Source organism: Maribacter litoralis, from assembly GCF_003075045.1.
GTDB lineage: Bacteria > Bacteroidota > Bacteroidia > Flavobacteriales > Flavobacteriaceae > Maribacter > Maribacter litoralis.
Genome location: NZ_QCZD01000001.1, coordinates 1121555 through 1143817, shown reverse-complemented (window position 1 = coordinate 1143817; position 22263 = coordinate 1121555). Strand labels below are relative to the sequence as shown.

Below are 22263 nucleotides of genomic sequence, written 5' to 3'. Positions count from 1 at the left end.
GCGACAAATAGGCGAAATATGGACTCATTTATTGGAATTAGATTTAAAAAGGAAACTGCAAAACGTTTCCAGACTTTCTCACGCACTTACTTCAAATCGCACACCGAGGCAATGTCCACGATGCTTGATTTTTTCTTCTACAATGAAATCTCGCCAAAGGAAAAATTGGGTCGGACGGGGCGAACCATCGAAGCCAAATTACTTAAAAGAATCGATGCTGTAATTGCCATAATGAGGGATGTGGAAAAGACACAAACCAAACCTACGGTAGCGATGATTCAATCTCTTTTTCAGACAGAAGAACCAAATGAAAAGCCTCTGATTGTGGAAAAGAAATATGCCAAAGAGAAAAAGGAAGTACGCTTTCGTGAAAAGAAAAACCCAAGTAATCAACTTTAAATTTTTGAGCTATGTACATCACAATAACACCTCAAAAATTAGGCGGCACTTATAGTCAGGGTTCAGCGGATTTTGTAGGCTATTTAGAGAAAGAAAATGAAGGTTTAGAACAACGAGATATGGAACACTTTTTCAATCAATTTGGCGACGAGATTTCCGCTGAAGAAGTGGTCAAAGAAATTGATGGAAATACCGCAAAATTGAAAAAGAAAGAACCCAAGTTTTATTCGATTACGGTAAGTCCTTCAAAATATGAATTGCGAAAACTTCAGAACGGTAGCCGAGATTTAAAAATCTACACTCGTGAGCTGATGAAAGATTATGTTTCCAGCTTCAATCGAGAGATTCACGGACGACCCATAACCATAGATGACATAAAATATTATGCGAAAATTGAACATCAACGAACCTTTAAAGGCACAGATTTTCAGATTAAAGAGAATCAACCTTACGCTTCAAAAATCCTTCAGCTCAAAACGGATATCCGAAATATTCAAGAAGTACTAGCCGAAGGGAATATCAAAAAAATGGAAAAGGAAATTGCCAAACTGGAACGCCAAGCGCCACATCAACAAAATGGAAAACGCATAGTCCAGGGAATGCCAAAAGATGGAAACCAAAGTCATATCCATATTATCGTAAGCAGAAAGGATGCTTCAAATTCTATAAGCCTTTCCCCAGGAAGTAAGCACAAAGCATCTGAAGTAGAGATGCACGGAAAAAAAGTGAAGCGTGGTTTTGATAGAGATACATTTTTCGCGAAAGCGGAAAAAACATTTGATAAGACATTTGGATATAAGCGCAATTACGCAGAGACCTACAAAGCTAAAAAGACCTTTGTAAAGAACCCAAACCTATATTTTTCCGCTTTGATGAAACTGCCTGCCAATGAAAAAGCATTGGCTTTCAAAATGATTACAAAAACAGGCTTGCCAGTAATACCGAGCATTCCAGTAAGCCAAGCACAAATTGCACTTCGGGTTTTTAAACGGTTAAGACGTGGTGCGGAAATAGCTATTAAATCAAGTTCCATCGGAATCTAAGTATTATGCAGATAGATAATATCATAACGACACTTTCAATTATTGGTCTGGCCAGTATGGTTTTCTATGCAATGTTTCGGGTAAGTAAGTATGCGTTTCTTTTGAATATCGCAATACTGTCATTTCTCGTATTCTATGTTGCTGCTGGAAATGAATTAACATTGAATTTGTTGTATCTAGTTTGTCCGCTACTATTAATTAATACAGGACTATACGTTTTTCTTCATAAAACAGAAAGCTCGCAAAACGGAGATAGTAAATACCAAGTCAACTTTGCGACCACCAAAGGAATTTTCAAATTAAATAACATCAAACGTGGCGCATCCGTCATCGGATCCGCTGGAAGCGGAAAAACCGAAAGTGTGGTTTATGGATTTCTGATACACTTCCAAAAAGAAGGTTTTTGTGGAATCATCCACGACTATAAAGATTTTGAATTGACCGAAATGGCATATCCACTTTTCAAGGATAGCGATATTCCGTTTAAGGTCATTTCCTTCGATAAAATCATCCATAGGGTAAATCCTATTGCGCCACGTTATTTAGAGAACGAGGAAAGCGTTAATGAGGTTTCAAGGGTCTTAATCGAAAATCTACTAGAACAAAGAGAAAGCGGAACTACGGGAACAACAAAATTCTTCAACGATGCTGCGGAAGGTTTGATTGGTGGATTGATTTGGAAATTAAAAACGGAATATCCAAAATACTGTACGTTACCCCATTTGATAGCTGTTTATCAATTTCTTGATACAAAAAGCCTAATCCAGTTTCTGGAAACCAACACCACCTCAAGGGCGATGGCAGATGCTTTTATTAGTGGCAAAGATTCTGAAAGACAGACTGCTGGTGTAAAAAGCACCTTGGCCAATGCGCTGAAACGAATTAGTACACAACGTATTTTTATGGCATTGTCCGCAGATGAAGTGCCACTCGATATCAACAGCGAAGAAAATCCAGCGGTAATTTCGATAGTCAACAACCCAAAATTTGAAACTTCGTATTCGCCAGTAATAGCCACAATTATACACACCATTACGAAGCAAATGAGCGTGCGGAATTCTAAACCGTCGTTCTTGCTGATGGAAGAGGCGCCAACCATTAGATTATTGAATATGCATCGTATTCCAGCAACCTTACGTAGTTACAACATCTCAACTATTTACGTGATGCAAGACAAGATTCAGAACGATATGATGTATGGCGATAAGGCAAGCAAGGCGATTTTAAGCAATCTGTCCTATCAGTTTTTCGGTAAGGTAAACGACCCAGATACCGCCAAATATTACGAACGCTTTTTTGAAATCATTAAAGACCCAACCAAAAGCATAAGTCGTGGTCATAATCTTGATTTTGATACTCGCATCACTACAGGCGAAAAGGAAATCCCAAAGATTAGGGCAGATGTTTTCTTTAGGTTGAAACAGGGCGAATTTATCACTTATGCCGATGGTAGGGATAAGAAGGTACAGTTTAAATTAGCCGATATTCAAAGGGAACTTCCTATTGAAACTAAACAGTTTTCTAAAGCTGATTTAGAAGCTAATTTTGAGCGGGTTTATGAAGAAGCGAGGTCGATATTTAATTAACAAATAATAACAAGCCAAGGAAAATTTCTTTTTTCTATATTAAACTGATTGGATAATATTATATTGAGCATTTATAAAACGAATTATGTTCAAGCTAAAAAACATAGAATATGCCAAAAATAATTGATGTTGGAGTTGAGCAAGACCATATCGAATCTTTAACTAGAGCGAGTGGAATAACAGCAATTTCTGAACTTATATGGAATTCTCTTGATGCCGATTCAACAGAAATTAAAATTGAATACGTTAAAAACAAACTCGGTGGATATGAAAATCTTACAGTTATTGATAACGGACTTGGAATTGAATATACAAGAGCTCAAGACGTATTTGGCAGATTAGGTGGTTCCGAAAAGAAACTGAAAAACACAAGTCCAAGTGGACGACATTATCACGGAAAGGAAGGAAAAGGAAGATATAAATCGCTTGCGTTAGGGGATTTAGTTAAATTCACGAGTGTTTATCAAAATGGAGAATCATTGAAAGAATTTACAGTTACGTTTGACCGCAATAATTTATCTCATTCAAACTTTAGTGATTTAAAAACACTTCCAAAGGGAAATACGGAAACGGGTTTTAAAGTTGAGATTCAAAATGTAAATCAAGAGAATGTAAATCAAGCACTAGATGTTAAATTCAGAAAAGAAATAGAGCAAAAGTTCGCTTCTTATTGGATAAACTATAATGATTTCAATATTTACTTTAATGGCAACAAACTAGAATTTGAATCTTTAATAAAAAATACAGACGAAACAGACTTTCTTGTAGAAGACGGAGAATTATCATACCGTTTCTTAATTAAAGTAATCGAATGGAGTTTTGACATAAAAAAGAAAACATATTTATGTAACACCAAAGGTGTTCCATTCAAAGAATTGAATCTTGGAATTAGGTCAACAATTCCTATTTCAATTTTTATACAGTCAATTTATGTAGAAAAGTTACATAGAGAAAATCTAATTGATTTAGAAAATTTTGACGATATATTGCAAGGTGCTTATGGAGAAGCTAAAAAATTTGCTCGTGAATATGTTAGAAAACGACTTCATTTATATTCAGGAGAGTTCATTAAAGAATTAAAGTCAAAAGGGCTTTATCCATACAAAGAGAATGCTGATTCACTTGTAGAGGAAAGCAAAAGACAAGTTTTTGACATTGTTGCGCTTCAAGTCAACGAATACTTACCAGACTTTGAAAATCAAGATGATAAAAGTAAAAAGTTTACGCTTTCACTTATCAAAGAAGCATTAGAAAAAGATTCTTCTTCTCTTCAAAGAATTTTAACAGAGGTAATAGAATTACCTGATGAAAAAAGAGAGGAGCTTGTTGAGATTTTAGAGGAAACCTCATTGTCAAGTATTATAGATACTATGACAGAGATTAAAAACAGATTACGTTTTATCAATGGTCTGGAAGAATTGATTTACAATAAAGAGTTAAACAAAAATGTTTTAGAAAGAAAACATTTGCATAAAATCCTCGTTAACGAAACTTGGTTATTCGGTGATGAATATACTTATGGAGTTGATGATATTACGCTCAAAAATGTTTTAAAAGAATATTTGAAGCATTTAGGTAGAACAGATTTTGAAGAAATTGTAACTAGCGAATCCAATTCTGAACTACAAATTATTCCAGATGTTTGTCTTTGGAGACAATTTCCGCAAGGACTTCCAGGACACAAAACTAATTTGATAATTGAATTAAAAAAACCTAAAGTTGATGCTGGAGTTGAAGAGCTTATGCAAATAAAACTTTATGCTTCTAGAATCTGTAATGACAAAAGATTTCCGAAGGAAAAAACTAAATGGAAATTCCTTTTAATAACTAAAGACATCAAACCAGACATTGAACCAGAGTTAGAACAAACCGATAGAAAATATGGACACGTAGTCGCTACTGATTTATATGACGTTTACGTTTTGACTTGGGGACATATTCTTAATGAAGCCAGAACTCGATATGAATTCATAAAAGATAAGCTGAATATAAATTTAATGGATAACCAACAAAATTTGGATTATCTGAAATCAAAATATAGCGAATATTTACCTAATGAACTGAAAAAAACTCATTCTTAGAATAAATTTCAAAATGATTTATCAATTATAATAACTCAGGAAATTTTAAGGTTGGAGTATCTATTTCAACCCCTAAATTATTCAACTTTTCCTTTGTTACATCTGAAATGGGCTCTAAACAAGCAATGCACAACACCTTTCTTGCTCTACTGAAGGCTACATAGCCCAATCTTGGATAGTCACTTGTGCCTTTGTCCGAATGTGCATCCCTGGTTGCAGTATCAGTTTCTAACCAAAGATTTAGTTCTGCTTCATTTTTAGCAACAGCGAGTACAGCATCTAATTCAAGTCCTTTAAATCTATGAATGTTTGAAACCATTATAGCTTCTGAATCGGTGTTAGAAACGATAATTTGCCTTAGATTATCCAATTTAAAAGGTATGTTGTTTTCAATAGTAAGGTCAAACTCATCTTTAACGAAAGCAGCAAAAGTGTTTTCGTTTGTTATAACTTCCGCACGAATGGCTCTTATTATTTGAACCGCCATTATCCTTAAATCAAATGGCGTTAAACCTTGTTCTTCACAAAAGGCATTTTGGGTAGTTCCCAAAGAGGATAGTAATGTGTCTTTGATTTCTGAAACTGCTGAAACCTTAGCAGATTTATCTGGGGCAAGAACATTTCCATTCAAAGCGGCGATAGCCTTATTTACGACATCATTCTTTTTGGCTATTATACCTCGTTCTTTATGTGAAATGTTTTCGTTTTCACATCGAGCAAAGAATTCTGGAAGCATTGCCGTAATATTTTGGGTCGCACTTATAAATTTTACAGGTGTGCCAAGTATCTCGTTATGACATTGTTGTTCAAAAGTATTGTCCTCGTAAACACGTTTGCTAAAATTATTCAAGAATGTTACAATCGTATTTACTGAGCGTCTATTAGTTTTATTTAATAGGGTCTCATATTGGTTCGTTCTTGAAGCTTTGAGAATCGGGATATTTTGGAAGTTTCTAATTGAAGAGTCAAAGCTTTGAATATATTGTTCTGGGTCGCCAACACAATATATTATTGTCTTTTTTTCCTTTCTAAGAGATTCTATTATTGAGAACATTTTATTTCCAGTATCTTGAAATTCGTCCACGTACAAATATTGTATTCTGTTAGCCAACATTTCTTTTATTCTCTGGTTCGTGATGGCTTTTTCAGCTAAATTGAGGGTCTGGTCATAGGTAATGTATCCACTTTTGTGTAAGGACGTAGTCAATCTACTTTTAATATAATTTTTAGCCTTATAGTCTGGTGTTTCACCACTATTATCAAACATCCTTTTTAAAACATCATCAGTTCCACATTGAATAAACAATTTTTCACCATTGACATCTTCGTTATGTAAACTCGAATACGGAATCACTATAAATCTATTCAAAAAGGAATGTATGGTGCCAATAAATAAATTAGGTGGTATGGCTATTCTCTTACCGAGCCGTTTTTTTATGTTTTTTGTTGCCGAATTGGTATAGGTAACAACTATCATATAACGATGACGTTCCAAGGATTTTAGTGCGTGAATTATTTCGTCTACCATTCCGTGGGTTTTTCCAGCCCCTGGACCAGCGATAACAAGTTTTGGCTTACTTACATTTCCCATATCTATTACATCAAAGGGTCTAAAAATTTAATACCATCTTCAATGTATTTTGGTATTGTAAAACCGCTATGGTCTTCTGCCAGCGATAGTGAGAGTTGCAAAGCAAATTCGCTTTTAAAGCCTTCAATTAAAGCAAAATACCCTTCGACATCAATATCACTTGTACCTAATTCTTCTACATATTTTTTCCCAGAGTTAGACCGTACCAGTTGAACAACTTTACTCAAGATTTTTTTACCATTTCCAGATTTATTGCAGTCAATTAAATCTTTTTCAAACGTAGATAATTCAGAAATTTGAACATCAACTTCATCTACAGCATCATATTTGTCTTTAAGTTCTTGAGCCCTATGCTCTGTTTGTGTTCCAATATCGCTATCAGTTAAAACTAAGCACCTTGTATGAAAACCGTTTACGATTATTTGTATAAAATTTTTGAAGGCAAGTCCATTTACATTAACCACAGCAGTTGCAGATTGGTCAATAGTTTCGGCAGTTTGGATTTTATAGAATATAGGAAATAGAAGTTTTTCAGAAATCCCTTCTACCAATGCCAATCGTCTTGAATAAAATAAATTGACATTCTCACTATCAAGATATTTTTTGAGATAGTTTACTTGTCTTTTTTCTTCGGCAGTTGTTCCAAAACCTTCCAATATATAATGAGGTTGTACGATGCCGTTTTTATAATGAAGCACCACAGTATTTTCGAAATCTATTTTGGTGGTAATATGGTTAGAATGTGAAGTTAGAATGAGCTGTATATCCTTTCTGTAAGTACCGTCCTCTTTTTTTATAAGCCCTTCAAGATTAGAGGCTAAATGATTCTGAAGATTTGCGTGAAGATGCGCTTCTGGTTCTTCAAGTCCGACAATTCTGAAGAAAGTGGACTGCATTCGCTCAGGATCTTCTATGAAAGAGAGCATTAACGAAATAAAAAGAAGGTTGTTTCGCCCAGTTCCATTACGTTCGATTTTTATGGGGTTATCGTTGTAAATTAGGCTCAGTTTCCTCAATAAGTCTGATACATTTGGCAGAGAGAATATAAGGTCTACAACATTATTGGATGTTTCGGTACTCAATGAAATTTTATCAAGTTGCTCTGAAATCCGAGTCTTTATTCCTGAAATAGCTACATTACCTTCAATTGCTCGCTGAAGACCTACTAACTGTTTTTTTAAGTCTTGATATTCGGTTTCTTCATTTGCATTAAGCACTCTAAAAAGTAATCCATTATTCCTACTTGCGGAAAGTTCTGATTTGGCATCTCTGAGTGCATCCAATAGCTCAAACTTAAGTTGGTTTAAGTGATAGGTATTCGCTACGCTCTCATTTTGATTTCCACCGTGTATACGATAGTGGTACTTTGAAATGGGAAAATTTATCAGATTAAGAATTTCGCTTTCTGGTATTTTAGTAAATTTCTCAGACCCTAATTCATTTTCGTAGTCCTTAAGAAACTGCCTTTGCTGGGTTATTTCTTCAATTGTATCAAAAGATGATATTGGTGCAAACGTATAGGTAAGAGTAGCTTCTGTAAATTCAGAATTACTCATCCAGTCAGTTATAACAGCTTCTTGTTTTATATCCCAATCCTTAAGAGTTGCTTTTATTGTAATTTTTGGATAGGAAATATCCTTTGGCTCAATAGAAGTATCAAGAATTTCTTTTTTAAGCCTCAGAATAGTCTCGTAATTAAAGTCTGAGACCTCTAACATACGCCTTTTGAAAAAAGACACTTCTTGGCTAAATATTAAACCTAAAGAGTCTAAAAGATTGGATTTACCGATGTTGTTTTCACCAATAATTTGCGTTACCGGTTTTAGTTTAACAGTAAAATTTTTAAAATTCCTATAATTTGTTACTTCAAGTTGCGATACATACATATGGTAGTCGAAAGGTTGGTTTTAGGTTATAAAATTAACAAAGTTAATCCTGCATAAAAAGAAGAATAACTTTTAAAGTCCAAATCCTTTAAAATCTTCCTTCCTGTAAGATTTACTATTTGAGATAGTTGGCTTTTTAAAATACCCTAATTCGTCTTGTACTTCCTTCGCGTGTGTAATAAAATCTTCACTCATTTCAGGAATGTAGTGAGAGCAAATATCATAAACATCGTGTCCGTCACCATTATTTCCAAAACCAATGCCAATAACCATTTTTACAGTTGGGTTTTCCATTCTAGCTACCATACATCTAAACTCTAACTCATTTTCTTTACCTTCCCAATTCTTAGGTGTTAATGGCATAAAAACGTAACAATGTTTAGCATCTTTTAAAGGTTTTAGCATCCTTGCACTTAATTTTCTTTGAATTGCATTATCGAGTATTCCACCTAACTCTATTCTATTTATCCGCGATTCTAGATTAATTACTCTAATGGCTTCCTCAAATTCATTCCTACGTTCATCTGTTGTATCGTCGGAAATATGATAGTCGTGCAATTGAGCAATCATATAATCCCAAATTTTACTTTGAGGTAAAAGTTTTTGCCACTCTACATATTCTTCGGATTCTAAGTAAGATTCCCATAAGCCACCATCTGATACTATTGAATCAGCTTTTTCATCAATATCAAGACCAGTCTGAATGTAGAAAGCAAGAAAATCAGATTCTTTGGGCATTGAAAAGTATTTCCCTTTTAAAAATTCCACTTTGTCATTAAGGTATCTTGTAAAATCGGTTATAGTGTCCAATTCGTTTAAAAGAATAGAGGTTGATTCTTCATCAAAAACGTGAATGTATCCTTGACCAAAATCCCCAAATGGTAACGGAAATGTGTTATCACTTCCAAAAGCAATTGCAATTCTAAATATTATTCTTTCGTTTTTAGGTGGTAGTGAAATTATGTTTTTTCTGTTTTTCGCAAAGACTTCGTTAGTAGTTTTGAGAAAACGCTCAGCCCCATAAATTTGTTTTGCTGAATCTTCCACAGCCTTTTTGACCCAACGCTCGTATTGAACTTTCTTATCAGTATGGCTAGATACCCTAATATCCTTTACAGATATAATTAAAATATAATAGCCACACACAACTAAAACATCACACAGCTCTTTATTCTTTTTACCTATTGGATTGGGGAAATTCCAAAAAGGAAGAAATGATTTTTGGCAGAGGTCAGTTACGTATTGTTCAGATGATGTCATTAAAAAGATGTGTGTATAAACTAGTTTCTACAAAGAAAGAATAAAATATGATTTCCGAATTTAAAAATATCAGGTACCTTATCTCAAGGTACTAAAACCTATTTTCACAACTTAATATTATTATCTTTACTGTCCGATTTTATTTGAATTAATGACCGAAACAAACCGCATAGAATACAAACGAGAACTGTCTGATGGACTTGAAAAAGAGGTCATTGCGTTTTTGAACTATCGCGAAGGTGGCATTATATATATCGGTATTGATAAGGAAGGGAACACTTACGGTCTGGCTGATGCAGATGGCGACCAGTTGAAGATTAAGGATAGGTTAAAAAACAACATTCGCCCTTCCGCCCTTGGTCTGTTTGATATTGTGAGTGAGGAAAGGGACGGCAAGAACATTCTGAAAATCATAGTGGCCAGCGGTCCAGAAAAACCATATTATCTTAAAAAATACGGGATGAGCGAAAAGGGTTGTTTTATTCGCTTGGGTTCAGCGGCTGAACCGATGCCCCAAAAAATGATAGATGAGCTGTTTGCTAAACGTACCCGAAATTCCATCAGCAAGATTAAAGCAGGACGGCAGGATTTAGGCTTCGGACAGCTAAAAATTTACTACGAAGAATCTGGGTACACCCTTGGTAAAGCTTTTGCAAAGAACTTGGAACTACTTACGGAAGATGGTGCTTTTAATTATGCCGGCTATCTTTTGGCAGACAAAAATAACACTTCAATTAAAGTCGCCAAATATTCAGGCATAACCAGAACAGACTTAATAGAAAGCAACGAATATGGTCACGAATGTTTAGTTAAGGCTACTAAACAAGTGATAGATAAAATTGCGGTCGAGAACAGAACAACCACAAAAATCACATCAAAAGAAAGACAACAAGCCAACCTTTGGCATCCCATCGCCTTGCGAGAAGCAATCATTAATGCGTTTGTGCATAATGACTATACCAATGAGATTACCCCAAAGTTTGAGATTTTTACCGATAGAATCGAAATCACATCAGCTGGTGGTCTTCCGGAAGGATTGAGCAAGCAAGAATTTTTTGAAGGCTTTTCAGTTCCACGAAATAAGGAACTGATGCGAATTTTTAAAGATTTAGAACTGGTTGAACAATTAGGTTCTGGCATCCCTCGTATTTTAGAACACTATGGAAAAGAGAGTTTTAGTTTTTCCGATAACTTTCTTAGAATGACTTTTATTGCTAAAGAAGTTGCTGATGAATCTACTATTAGAGAAGATGGTCAAAAAGGTGGTGTAACAGGTGGTGCAACAGGTGGTGCAATAGATGCTATAGATATACTTACTAAAAGACAAAAAGAAGTACTTAAACTTATTGCAACCAATACTACTATTACTTATACTGAAATAGCTGAAGCTTTAGGCATCAATGAATCCCCTGTGGGCAAACATATAAATGCGCTCAAAACCAAAGGGTTTATAAAACGCCACGGTGGCACACAAGGCTATTGGGAAATTAATCTCGAAAAAAATCAGTAAGTATCCTTTTAAAAAGGCGATTTATCCTTTGAGCCTCTCGCATCCGCCAACCATTTGCCATTTTGCTTAACCAGTTTAAAAAGGCCCGGTGTCTTATCATAGGCTGTAGTATATTTTACCCAAGCCACGTCACCCATAATCGTATCCTGCAAAACTGTAAAGTTTGAATCATCCTTTACCGTCGCATTGAACATATTTATAGTATTCATATAATTAGAATATGCCTGTGGTGTTGAGTTGGCTTTTAAAGCTTCCTCATCTTTCTCATAAAAGCTTTCGATGACGATTTGGGATGTGGCACTCGGTTCCGAAATTTTAGTATCAGAATCGGCACAAGAAAGGAACAGCAGTACGAGCGAGAAAACGACAATTTTTTTCATAATATTCTTAATTTGGGTTATTGATATATCTATGTGATATTTTCAGTTCAATGTTTCGTTCGCCATCCTTTTCATTCAATTCTAAAATCGCCCTACGGTCATTAGATAATGAAAATTTGGGCAATACATAAACGAAGCGCACAGTTTCACTTTCTGCAATTTTTGAAGGCAGATTGTGTTTGTACGTTGGTTCTTGATACAGGCGTTGCAACGATTTTCTTTTCCCTTTTTGTCTTGTTTCAATCGAAAGGTTTAAGAAATTCAAATCGTAATCCAAAGTAGAATTATTCTCAATCTGGATAACGAAGTAGAGTTCTTCCTTATCAAAAACAACATTTTCAACAGTCAAGACAATGTCTTGCGTTCGCTTCTTAATCCGACCGATACGCTGGTTTCCGTTAAGAAGATACGAGCAGAATTTTTGATAGTAATACGTTCTATTATCTACACGTTCTTCAGAAGATTCAGCAAGAATCGAATCGACCTTAATTGGTTTCTCATTTCCGATACTATTGGATAGCGGAATGAAATAATTGAGCTTAGATAGCTGTTTTTTATATCTTACAATATACGAAAAAATTGAACCATTTCTATTGACTACCAACAGATTACTTTCCTTCCCAGGCTTTGCCTGAAGAAGTCCAAAATACTGTTCTTTTTCACGATTGTAAGTAAAAACAAAATTATCTGAACCGGTTATTCCTTGCCGAATAGGTTCAGGGAAGAATAATGCAACGTTTTTGGTGTCGTTGGCATATATGGTATCGAGAACTGTAGTTGTTTGCGCTTTCGCGAAAGCGGAAATCAGTATCGCAAATATTAAAATTGTTGCTCTCATAATTTAGGTTTTAGAATTAATTTATAATTATTCAATACCGTAACTTTTACGTTTCGGTTGTTACGTCTGAGTACTTTGGATATACCACCAACTTGTGGTACGGTAGGAATGTTGATGTCGCCAATAATATCGTCCAAGACTTCGGTGGTGGCTTCTGCCCGAAAATTGTTCTGTACGTAAATACCTTCACTACCATCAGATAAATCAAAAGCTTTGAGTTTTGTAGGATGGTGCTTTATGTTTTCAATTTCAATGAGCGCACGATTAGGTTGAAAGCTTATAAAACCGAAAATAGTTGTGTTCTTTGGCATCAGCTTACCATTGATGGTAGCTGTTTTGGTAAGGCGCATTCGTAATCTGGTATTCGCTTTGACTATTTGGTCGCCATCTACTACTACGTAAATTGTTTCATCAGTATTACCGATGATTGAAAACTCGTTGGGTTTTGGCGATGCGGCAAAGAACAATTGATGTTCTAAGCCTAATTCTTTGGCTTCAATTTTTTGTTCTCTTTTTACTTCAGTAGAATCAATTTTTGATACCGCTTTGCGAACTGTTCTTTTCTGTCCTAAGTTTTGGTATCGTTTCGATGAATATTGAATTTTGCCAGCTTCATAGATGCTATCTACGATACGCTCTTTTTCGCGTTCTGGTAAATCTGGGTCGTAGAATCCCAAGGAATCAATGAGCTTTTCATCGTAGATGCTGGGCGCGTTATTTTCACGAACTTTCTTTAAGTCATTTATAGCATCCAGTTTAGAGTCGTATTCTTTTTGGTTTTCCTCTAAATCAGGCACTAAGGTCTGTTTTAGGTTTTCAGTTTCAGTATCATCATCGCCCAATACCATTACGGAATAGGAAATCAGGAATATGAAAATCACAGCCAATACGGCAGCGAATACTATTTTATTCTTTTCAACTTTCATCGTTTAGTTTTTTTTAAAGTGTTCTCGAAGTAATTTGTAATTAGAAGTCCGTGCGGATTATTGGGAAAGTTACGGTCAACCATAATCAGGTTTCCTGTTGAAACCAATTCGTAGGTGTCGATAATTGAGCCTCTATTGATTTCAAAAATGGTCGTGGTTGTAAAACCATACGAGCCATTGCTTTCATTAATCCTTGAGTCGATGCTCAGTACTTTTTGAACCAATGAATACTGAAGTAATCTATTGTAAACACCATCTGCTTTTTTCTGTCGGTAGAGATTGTCCACAGAACTGTTACCCAGCCACAATGCCTTTTCCAAGTTTCGCTCATAATTACTGGCATCTATGTTATAGAAGTAATTATGAAACAGGTCCAAATGCGCCAAAGCTTCAACCTGAAAATTCTCTTTTTGCGTCACTAGCTTCAGCGGAATGATACTACCATCTGTGTTGATGGCAAAGGCGCTATTGAGCGCTTTTTGATTTGTGTTGAATACCATCCAAACTGAAAAAGTGCTGGATAGTAATGCACAGACAACAACTGCCAAAACGATAAACCGATTCAGTTTTAGGACGTTGTAAATGTTCTTGTATGGTGTTTTCATATTTTTATTTTTAATCTGCCTTAGGCAGTAAATAATCTGAGTGTAAAGGACGTTGCTCGTTTGTACAATTTGAATTTCAGGAAAACAATAAATGCAACAGAACCTAATTGAACAACAGGCGCAAAAAAGCCTTGACCTGTATCAGTTCCAAATAAATTGACCCAAAAATTGGTGTTGATTTCCGTATAAATAGCGTTAACAAATACATTGACTAAAAAGAATGCCGGCACTAACATATATACAGCAGCATACAACTTGAAGAATGTATAAGCAAGTGAACGGAATTTTTCAAATACTGCAAGGCTAATGACCAAAGGGAAGAACGCTTGCATTATCCCCAAAAGGAAAAAACGCTCTGCCAAAAACAACGGATAAATGAATAGGTCAAGAATCCAAAGTATAGTGCTTAGAATAAATGCCAATATCTTAAACCCATACAATGGTGTTACTAAAGCTTCGTATAAAAGGGTCATTGCTGAGCTCGCAGCATCAAAAAGACTTACGTCTTCCTCTAAAGGAATGTCCTGCATTTGTAATGGTAATAACGCAGGTGCTGTGCCCCTATACTGCCCCTCGATGGCTACCAATATCCCATCAAAGAACCCTAACACCTGCGTTGAGAAAATTACTAATATGACAATGGCAAAATTCTTCATCAAGTCCCCTGGGCTCAATCCCCAAGTATAACCGTCTTTATCCGCAACACCTTCATTGTACTTTTTCAGGATGTTAACCAGAAAAAATAGGACAGCGAGCGTTTTCATTCCGGCAATAGTGTATTGCGAGAAGTTGCTGCTCTGTATGGTCTGGAACACCGCATCGATGTATTCCAACCCAATCCCTAAAAGTATAGTTGCGGTCATTTTTAGTAATCTGTTTCTCGGTTATTTACTTTATCCTGCATTTTTCTGAAAGAAATAATATCTCGATACCGTTTTGTTTTAGTGGTAATGGTAGAAACCATTTGTTTCGATTCTTGCTCTTTAACTTTGAGTATTTCGGCACGTTCGGCATCGCTCATTTTTAGGTAATCGCTGGATAAAACTTCATCAATAAAATCTACCGTTTCTAATGAGTTTTGGACTATTGCATCGAATGATTCCATAACTCTTGAAACTTCATCGGGTTTGATGTAGGGCGAGTTTAAAATGTCCTGTAAATCATTTTGCATTACATTGATAAGACGCTGATTATTGTCTGCAATTTCTTGGACAGCGTTGAGTTGTTGAACTACGCTTGATACTTGCTCGATGGCTTCTTTAGCATCCTTTAGGAATTTTACAGACTTAATCATTTGAGCGGTCTGTTTACCTGATTCCAATAGTTGTTTTACCAAACTGATAAAATTGGTATTGTCATAAGTGGGCATTCCTTGTGCGGTAGCATTTCCCGACATAAATAAGGTCAAGGCTACTGTCATTACTAAAATTTTGATTTTTGTCTTCATAATATTATGTTTTAGATGTGAATTGAATTATTGCTTTTTGCATATCGCTATGCTCGTTGTAGAGCTTCATTATTTCTTCGTTTTCCTGTCCATCGGTTAGGTAGGCTGCATAGACTTCCTTCGGAACTTCGAGACGGAAAATGTTACTTTCCCTGCCTATCTTGATGAACATTTCGGTGTATTTGCGTGGACCAGAAAGGTTGTTTTTGATGGACTTTAATTGGTTCAAGTCGTGACTGGATAGGTTGAGACGTTTGACCAGTTCATCATAGCCTTTTTCGTTATTTAGGCTATAAATAACTTGTGTGTTTTCCAATATACTCGCCGATGTTGAATTGTTGGGCAGCTGATTTATCGACTGAAGAATAATCCCAATCGCACCATTTTGTTTACGTATGGCTTGGTAGTAGAATTCTACGCTTTCCAGAACATTTTCAAACTTCAATTGTTTGGCAAACTCGTCGAAAAGGATGATACCTTTTTCAGCCCTATTTTTCCAAATGGTTCTTTGGATGGCTGACTTAATTAGCTTCAACATTACGGACAGGATTTCCTTATTGTCCTTAACTTCATCCAGTTCAAAAACAATCAATCGTTTGTCCTCAATTTTATAAGTCTGGTCTTCACTCACTTCAAACAGAAAGCTATATAGACCATCGCCGACGTACTCGGACATTACGTGCAAGAAGCTCGTAACATTGAAGTAGTCGGGATGGATTTTTAAGGTGTCCAGAAGATCATTCTGATTCCTTTCTATAAAACTGTAAAAACCATCTAAAGAGTGATTTTCTGAAGTGCTATCGTAATAGTGGCGTAGTATCTTTTTAACCGATACCGATTGTGCTTTTGTAACCTTTAAATCTGAAGCAAACAGTTCGAAAAGGAACACCGATAAATCTTCCAACCGTTCTGGTGTGAGGTCATTTGTATCACTTATATAAAATGGATTGATACCAAGGTTCTTTCCACTTTCATAGCGAAGCACCGTATATTTTTCAGGATAGAGCTTTGCGAATTTGGTGTATGAACCGCCTAAGTCTATAATGACCAGACGAACACCACTTTCAAAATACTGGCGCAAAATGTTATTAGCCAAAAAGGATTTTCCTTCGCCTGTTGGGGCGAAAATGGCAAAGTTCCGTGCCTTGATGCGTTTTTTCTTTTCATCCCAGACATCCTTCAGGACGGGAATGTTATGTTCACGGTCATTAAAGATGATTCCGGTGTAATCGCTTTTATAATTGGTATTATTGATGAAAAGGCAAAGCGCGTGTTTTAAATCGGTTACATATAAATCATTATTCGAGAAATTGGACGAGAAACAGCAGTAACTATTTAGAATATAATTCTTTCGTTCTTCGCCTCTTGGATAATACGGGATGATATCCAATTCCTTAAATTCAGTCTTGATTTTTGAAGTTATCTTGTCGAGCTCTTTGGCTTCTTTTGCCCAATAGACAATATTGAGATGACCACGAATAATTCGGGCATTGTCATCAGCATTGATTTGGTCAAGGATGTGCTGGATTTTACCAAGCACCACTTTATTCTGTGAACCAAAGTTTGAACTTTTGTTGAGTTCCTCAATCTTTTTATCGAGCAGTTTGCGCCACTTTTGCTTGTCATCCAAATACAAGATTTGATTGACAATATGGTTCTCATTAAACGTAAGCCCTAAGCCATCAATAAACCCTTGATGAAACACAAAATCGTCAGAAGTGAATTTCTCATTGGTTTTGCTACTCTGCACACTTTCGCCAAAGCACAGTTCGCTGTTGATGGCAAGGGCATCAAAATGGTTTTCGCCAATATTGACGCTTTTTTTATCTAATATGATGTCCGTATCAAAACCCTCATTGAAACCGTTGAAATAACAGTTTGTGAGGTGCTGTATCTCATCCGCTTTAAGCGGAAGGAATGCCATTTTTCGGCTATTGTTGATAAAGGAAACAGAATCGCTTACAGAGTTTACGAAACTCTTAATGTTATCATCCAATTCCTGTACAATTCCCTTTGAAATTTTCCTAAAGGGATTGACATATTTAGGATTGTTTAGAGCCTTGTTTTTGGTCAAAATAAAGAACAAGTAACACTTATGCTCAATATGCCCACGACCTTTAAAATGTTCGTGGGTAGCCTTTTCCAGAAAAGTAGAATTCGGAAGTTGTTCCGAAGTATAAGATTTCTTCAGGTATATATCCTGCTTGTGAACCACAGTACCAACAGGCAAAGACTTTAATGCCTGAAACCAAGCACCGTGCATATCCTCAAAATCCTTTTCAGATAAGGAATAGATTTCTGGTAGATTACCTTTATAGCACAAGACTACGTTGCCATTATTGGCAAATACGATATTGTCCTGAATATCTACAATAGGTTGATATGCCGAAAGGTTAATCTTATTCATAATCGAAGCCAGAGTTTCTTTTGTTACTAATGATTTTTGGGAAAGCCTTTGCCATTTGGAATAGCTGTGGATTGTGGGCTATTCGTGTCAGCGCCACATAAAGGGAAGCATTGAATACCAGTACACCTATTATTATCCCAAAGCTGAAAGAGAATATGATGATGAGCAACGAAGCCAAAATGGAAACCATCATTAAGGCAAACAGGGAAATGGGCAGCCCAAAAATGACTGCCCGTTTCCTAATGTTTTTATAGACCTCGAAGCGTTTCATCTATACTACGATTCCTATTAAGTATGTGAAGATGCCTACAACTGCGCCAGCAATAAGTACAAAGACGAGTACTCTCGTTATTCCTTTTTTCAGGTCAGCATTTTCCCCAAAGAAGTGTCCAGCATTAAATAGGAAACCAACTAGAAATATAACCCCAAGTAAAATTGGAAAGATGGTTCTGATGGTATCGCCAACATCATTAACAGAATCTTCAATTCCCCCAATTTGAGCAAAAAGTGATGTTGAGAGCAGCGACAAAAAAGTTGCCAAATAGATTGATTTTTTCATAATAAAAGGTTTAGAATTTTTATGTTGTTTTCGTTATTAGAAATTTACATATATTTGAACATAAAATACTGTAAATCAGTAATTTGTGAATAAAATATTATTTGATTCTATTTGAATTCGGTTGTTATTATTTAGCATCAAATCCTATGGATTTTTAAAGGGAAGTTGTTGATAACCTGAAAATTAAAAATGAAAAAAGTGCTCAAGAACGTCAGTTTTGTCTTTTTGCTTCTAAAAATGTGCATCGTTTTTGGACAAGAAATGAGTGCTCAAAAAAGAATAATTATAGACGTTGGACACGGTGGAAAAGATGCTGGTGCAATTGGTATAAATAAAATTCAAGAAAAGGACATCGTATTGGATATTGCGAATGCCATTTTGAAGCTAAATAAAGAATTAGGAAAACCTTTAGATATTTATTTGACCAGGTATAAGGACACACTTATTTCATTATCTGATAGAATAAGGCTCGCCAAAATCTTAAAAGTAGATTTATTTGTGTCGTTGCATTGTAATCATTCGGATAATCCAAATGCAAGAGGAATTGAAGTTTACACGTCGAGTAAGCAAGGGGAACATTCTAAAGAATCTGTTTTTGTTGCTTATCAAATTAAAAAGACGCTTTGCAAAGTAATTGGGTATAAGAGTAGAGGTATAAAGTTTGCAAATTTTCAGGTACTTCGGGAAACAGTAGGTAATTGTATTTCTGTTCTCTTGGAATTAGGCTTCCTATCTAATAAAGAAGAAAACGAATATTTATCAAATACCACAAACATAAAATTTATGGCGTTGGCCATTTTACAATCCCTAAAAAAACAGTAGCGTTGTGAAAGACATATTTATAGAGTTGACAAAGAGTTTGAAAGTTATTATTGAAGAGTTTATTTCAGAAGTGGTTTTGTTATATAAATCCTTTAGAAAGTAAATCACTTCCTTTTATCCCCAGCCCCTTTATCAAAAGCAATCAAATTAAACAGTTCTCGCATCCTGCTACGGACACGATTGCCATAGCGTTCTTCCAATTCTTCAGCATTTAGGTTTGTAGTAGCGTGGGTTTTGACTTTGTGTTTGGTTTCAAGGTAAAGTTCGTATCGAGACAAAAGGACCTCGCCCATCACATTCAAATCTTTACCATAGAATCGTCCAGCAGGCTCAATACCCAAATCATCAAAGCAATAGAATTTAGTGTTTCCATAATCTTCAATAGTCTTAAAGCCCAGGTGGTTAAAACTAAAAGCGACATTCCTACACGGAATCATTTCGTATGGTCTTTGCAGCGGTACGATGTCTCGCAATAATTTCATTAAACTTGTTTTTCCGCAGCCTACTGGTCCAGAAAGTAAAATGCCCTTGTCAATGTCGATTTCATACTTTTCACAATTGTCCTTATCCTTGATAAAATAATGGCAGAGCTTTCGGATGATTGTGATGTCTTCATCGTAGATTCTGAAATTTTTCCCGAATAATTGTCTGCCTTTGGCATTCAAGTAAATCAAAATCTTATCAAAATCGTAGAATACACTTTTGCCATCAAATTTTCCTAGCGAATATTCCACGCCACCTTCGGTAATTTTAGAGGGGTTGTCCATAGTCTTTGTTTTTAGTGGTTCGCAAGTTGTCCTTGATTTGGGACGCCTCTTTAAAGTTTGGTTTGTTTTCCTCAGCGAAAAGTTCAGTTCTATCCATCCAATTTGTGGCTACGGCGCGCCAATCTCTAATCAGTTTTCCATCGCTGGTTTTCCAATTGCGAGTTTCATAGTGTTCATAGAATTTTTTTCCTTCATCAGCATTAAAACCTTTTTCAATAAAAAAATCAATAACGGCCTGCCAGCCCTTTGGTTGTTTTATACTGTTTACTTGTTTGGTATTGTATATAGTAGATACCAATGCTTGTCCACCTATGGGACGGTGCGAGTCCACAACTTGTCCGTTTATGGAATGGTGCTGTCCCGTAAGCGGTACACCATTGGGACGGTACTGTTCCGCAACCTGTTCTAATATGGGACTGTACCGTCCCATATCCGGTTCATCACTTGTCCCGATAATGGACATCTTAATTTTACTGCCCTTGTATGGATTGTTGGAAGGAAAGTAGATTAGGTAGTCCCATGCATCTAAATCGGTCACACATCTGTGGTATGTGGATTTTGAGCCTATTTTAGAAGCAAGCATCAAATCCCTGCGGTTCACGTAAAATTCATCCGCAAATCTAGAGCTGTTCCATTCTTGGAACAGCGCCATATACAAACTGATATGCGTAGGATTGAGCCGGTCATCAAAAAAGAACTTTTCAAAAGCCGCATTGAGTAGCTTTATGTAATTCATCCCCTAAGAATTAAGACCGTGTTGCACACGGTTGGCCTCCATAACCTTATGGATTTCTGTAGAATCATAATAAATGAGACCGCCTATTTTAATGTAGGGTAGCGTGCCGTTGATACGGAGATTTTGTAGGGTTCCCGGGCTTATTTGTAAAAGGTCTAGGACTTCAGCTGATTTATGATATTTTTTGATAGTCCCGGAAGTTTGTTGGGTGAGAAGTTTTTTGATGTCAGCGAGCAATTCTAATTTGAATTCCCGGAGGTCGTCTGTTGTAATGATACTTGTCGGCATAATAAAACGGTTTTTAATGAAAGGGACCATCAAAAGTTTTTATTTTAACTGATGGTCCCGATCGTGATTTGACTTTCGTTTTACAAAAGTGCAACGCCGTTTTCGATAAAATTCAATAGCTATGATAGAGGTGGGAATGTTTTTTTTAATATAAATTTTGGAGGATGTTGGTTCATTGCGATAGGGAAACGACCGTCCACATACATAAAATACGTTCAACCCTCATGAGGTATGTCCATAAAATAAGATTTCCCACCTTGGGATAGAGGTGGGAGATTCGGATTCAGTCATCAAAGGCGTCCATCCGCTTCTGGAGCATTTCGATGAGCTTATCCAAAAACTTGGTCCTAACGGTCTTTCTAGAACGGATTTCTATAAAGGTGTGGTAGTAATTACCGAGGTCTATGTTATAAAAATGTTCGAAGTGTGCCGCCAGTTCTTTGATATCCACGGTCCCACTGTTTATGGAGCTACTGGAATGTAGGGCGTAGATAAGCTCGATCAGGTCGGTCTTGCTACCGGTCCAAAAAAGTTTAGAAGGTCGTTCCATAGGTTTATCTTTTAATTCGTCGATGCTAATTGTCAAGAAATCGATTTCACCTTGTAGGTATACGATAAGCATATCATAAGCCATGATGTTCGCTACGGTACCGTCCTGACAGGTGGAAAAATGAACGTCTATCAAAAAGTGAAAGGATTCTAAGGGCAGCCGTAGGTCACGGTTTCCCCGAACAAAGTATTGTTCATCCAAGGAATTGGCACCACGGCGGTAGTAATTATAAAATTCAAGATTGTCGTTAAAGAATATCTGTAGCTTTTCGATCTGGTTCTTCAGGTATTTAATCTGGGCTGCATTACTGCCCCTGGGCCTTTTGCTCTCAATATTGAACAGTCGGCCATAATAGATCAGTTTACTGAAGAATTGTGGTTTGATATGCTTGAAGAAATAAATTTCGTCCACGAGGGAGGAAAAGGTCTTCTCATTAATCTGTACCCGGAGTTTTTTGAGGTACTTTTCCACTTGTGATATCCCGGATTCCGCTTTAAACAAAATATCCCCGTTACCGTTTTCCAGTTGGTCCAGTTGGTTCTTGAATTCCGATAACAGTTTTTGATATTTCATAGTGATGGG

Annotated in this window: 22 protein-coding genes; 6 read left to right on the top strand and 16 right to left on the bottom strand. The window is 36.2% G+C overall.

Annotated features, from left to right (window positions below):
- Positions 1 to 18: 18 nt before the first annotated feature.
- The 4 genes from DCS95_RS05105 to DCS95_RS05090 all read left to right on the top strand — a co-directional run bounded on the left by DCS95_RS05105 (position 19) and on the right by DCS95_RS05090 (position 5109).
- Complete coding sequence (locus tag DCS95_RS05105; protein WP_116770164.1) at positions 19 to 399, top strand: BfmA/BtgA family mobilization protein; 381 nt, start codon at positions 19 to 21, stop codon at positions 397 to 399.
- An 11-nt stretch (positions 400 to 410) separates the two neighbouring features.
- Complete coding sequence (mobB, locus tag DCS95_RS05100) at positions 411 to 1442, top strand: MobB family relaxase (protein WP_116769723.1); 1032 nt, start codon at positions 411 to 413, stop codon at positions 1440 to 1442.
- Positions 1443 to 1447: 5 nt separating this feature from the next.
- Positions 1448 to 3028, top strand: coding sequence for a type IV secretory system conjugative DNA transfer family protein (locus DCS95_RS05095; RefSeq protein ID WP_116769722.1), 1581 nt, complete (start codon positions 1448 to 1450; stop codon positions 3026 to 3028).
- Between the two features lie 110 nt (positions 3029 to 3138).
- On the top strand, positions 3139 to 5109 hold the full coding sequence (locus tag DCS95_RS05090; RefSeq protein ID WP_116769721.1) for an ATP-binding protein: 1971 nt from the start codon (positions 3139 to 3141) through the stop codon (positions 5107 to 5109).
- A 25-nt stretch (positions 5110 to 5134) separates the two neighbouring features.
- On the opposite strand, the gene DCS95_RS05085 is transcribed toward DCS95_RS05090, so the two are convergent.
- The 3 genes from DCS95_RS05085 to DCS95_RS20455 form a co-directional block, all read right to left on the bottom strand.
- Positions 5135 to 6700 (bottom strand): UvrD-helicase domain-containing protein, encoded by a 1566-nt coding sequence (locus tag DCS95_RS05085; RefSeq protein WP_116769720.1) that lies wholly within the window; start codon positions 6698 to 6700, stop codon positions 5135 to 5137.
- Positions 6701 to 6705: 5 nt separating this feature from the next.
- Positions 6706 to 8586 (bottom strand): ATP-dependent nuclease, encoded by a 1881-nt coding sequence (locus tag DCS95_RS05080; protein WP_116769719.1) that lies wholly within the window; start codon positions 8584 to 8586, stop codon positions 6706 to 6708.
- A gap of 72 nt (positions 8587 to 8658) precedes the next feature.
- Positions 8659 to 9846 (bottom strand): hypothetical protein, encoded by a 1188-nt coding sequence (locus tag DCS95_RS20455; protein WP_244178385.1) that lies wholly within the window; start codon positions 9844 to 9846, stop codon positions 8659 to 8661.
- Positions 9847 to 9997: 151 nt separating this feature from the next.
- Here DCS95_RS20455 and DCS95_RS05070 point away from each other — a divergent pair, with 151 nt between their 5' ends.
- Positions 9998 to 11356, top strand: coding sequence for an RNA-binding domain-containing protein (locus DCS95_RS05070; RefSeq protein WP_116769718.1), 1359 nt, complete (start codon positions 9998 to 10000; stop codon positions 11354 to 11356).
- Positions 11357 to 11364: 8 nt separating this feature from the next.
- On the opposite strand, the gene DCS95_RS05065 is transcribed toward DCS95_RS05070, so the two are convergent.
- From DCS95_RS05065 to DCS95_RS05025, 9 genes are read right to left on the bottom strand one after another with little or no spacing between them, the layout of a single operon-like run.
- Complete coding sequence (locus tag DCS95_RS05065; RefSeq protein ID WP_116769717.1) at positions 11365 to 11736, bottom strand: hypothetical protein; 372 nt, start codon at positions 11734 to 11736, stop codon at positions 11365 to 11367.
- 7 nt (positions 11737 to 11743) lie between these two features.
- Positions 11744 to 12574: a DUF4138 domain-containing protein gene (locus DCS95_RS05060; protein ID WP_116769716.1), complete on the bottom strand. Its 831-nt coding sequence runs from the start codon at positions 12572 to 12574 to the stop codon at positions 11744 to 11746.
- Positions 12571 to 13500 (bottom strand): conjugative transposon protein TraM, encoded by a 930-nt coding sequence (gene traM, locus DCS95_RS05055; protein ID WP_116769715.1) that lies wholly within the window; start codon positions 13498 to 13500, stop codon positions 12571 to 12573. The genes DCS95_RS05060 and traM overlap by 4 nt, the downstream gene beginning before the upstream one ends.
- Complete coding sequence (locus DCS95_RS05050; protein WP_116769714.1) at positions 13497 to 14105, bottom strand: conjugal transfer protein TraK; 609 nt, start codon at positions 14103 to 14105, stop codon at positions 13497 to 13499. Before DCS95_RS05050 ends, traM begins: the two co-directional genes overlap by 4 nt.
- Positions 14106 to 14125: 20 nt before the next feature.
- Positions 14126 to 14968, bottom strand: a complete 843-nt coding sequence (locus tag DCS95_RS05045; RefSeq protein ID WP_116769713.1) for a hypothetical protein — start codon at positions 14966 to 14968, stop codon at positions 14126 to 14128.
- A gap of 2 nt (positions 14969 to 14970) precedes the next feature.
- Positions 14971 to 15552, bottom strand: coding sequence for a conjugal transfer protein (locus DCS95_RS05040; RefSeq protein WP_116769712.1), 582 nt, complete (start codon positions 15550 to 15552; stop codon positions 14971 to 14973).
- A gap of 4 nt (positions 15553 to 15556) precedes the next feature.
- Positions 15557 to 17959: a TraG family conjugative transposon ATPase gene (locus DCS95_RS05035; RefSeq protein WP_116769711.1), complete on the bottom strand. Its 2403-nt coding sequence runs from the start codon at positions 17957 to 17959 to the stop codon at positions 15557 to 15559.
- Positions 17952 to 18230 carry a hypothetical protein gene (locus tag DCS95_RS20450; protein WP_116769710.1) on the bottom strand — a complete coding sequence of 93 codons (279 nt, stop codon included), beginning with the start codon at positions 18228 to 18230 and terminating at the stop codon, positions 17952 to 17954. Before DCS95_RS20450 ends, DCS95_RS05035 begins: the two co-directional genes overlap by 8 nt.
- Positions 18231 to 18518, bottom strand: a complete 288-nt coding sequence (locus DCS95_RS05025; RefSeq protein ID WP_073243663.1) for a hypothetical protein — start codon at positions 18516 to 18518, stop codon at positions 18231 to 18233.
- 189 nt (positions 18519 to 18707) lie between these two features.
- Here DCS95_RS05025 and DCS95_RS05020 point away from each other — a divergent pair, with 189 nt between their 5' ends.
- Complete coding sequence (locus DCS95_RS05020) at positions 18708 to 19340, top strand: N-acetylmuramoyl-L-alanine amidase family protein (protein ID WP_116769709.1); 633 nt, start codon at positions 18708 to 18710, stop codon at positions 19338 to 19340.
- Between the two features lie 104 nt (positions 19341 to 19444).
- Here DCS95_RS05020 and DCS95_RS05015 read toward each other — a convergent pair whose 3' ends face one another.
- The 4 genes from DCS95_RS05015 to DCS95_RS05000 all read right to left on the bottom strand — a co-directional run bounded on the left by DCS95_RS05015 (position 19445) and on the right by DCS95_RS05000 (position 22254).
- Complete coding sequence (locus tag DCS95_RS05015) at positions 19445 to 20107, bottom strand: P-loop NTPase family protein (RefSeq protein ID WP_116769708.1); 663 nt, start codon at positions 20105 to 20107, stop codon at positions 19445 to 19447.
- Entirely contained in the window at positions 20091 to 20843 is a 753-nt protein-coding gene (locus tag DCS95_RS05010; protein ID WP_116769707.1) for a hypothetical protein, read from the bottom strand. The genes DCS95_RS05015 and DCS95_RS05010 overlap by 17 nt, the downstream gene beginning before the upstream one ends.
- A 3-nt stretch (positions 20844 to 20846) precedes the next feature.
- Positions 20847 to 21131 carry a helix-turn-helix domain-containing protein gene (locus tag DCS95_RS05005; RefSeq protein ID WP_116769706.1) on the bottom strand — a complete coding sequence of 95 codons (285 nt, stop codon included), beginning with the start codon at positions 21129 to 21131 and terminating at the stop codon, positions 20847 to 20849.
- Positions 21132 to 21414: 283 nt separating this feature from the next.
- Entirely contained in the window at positions 21415 to 22254 is an 840-nt protein-coding gene (locus DCS95_RS05000) for an RteC domain-containing protein (protein WP_116769705.1), read from the bottom strand.
- Positions 22255 to 22263: the final 9 nt, after the last annotated feature.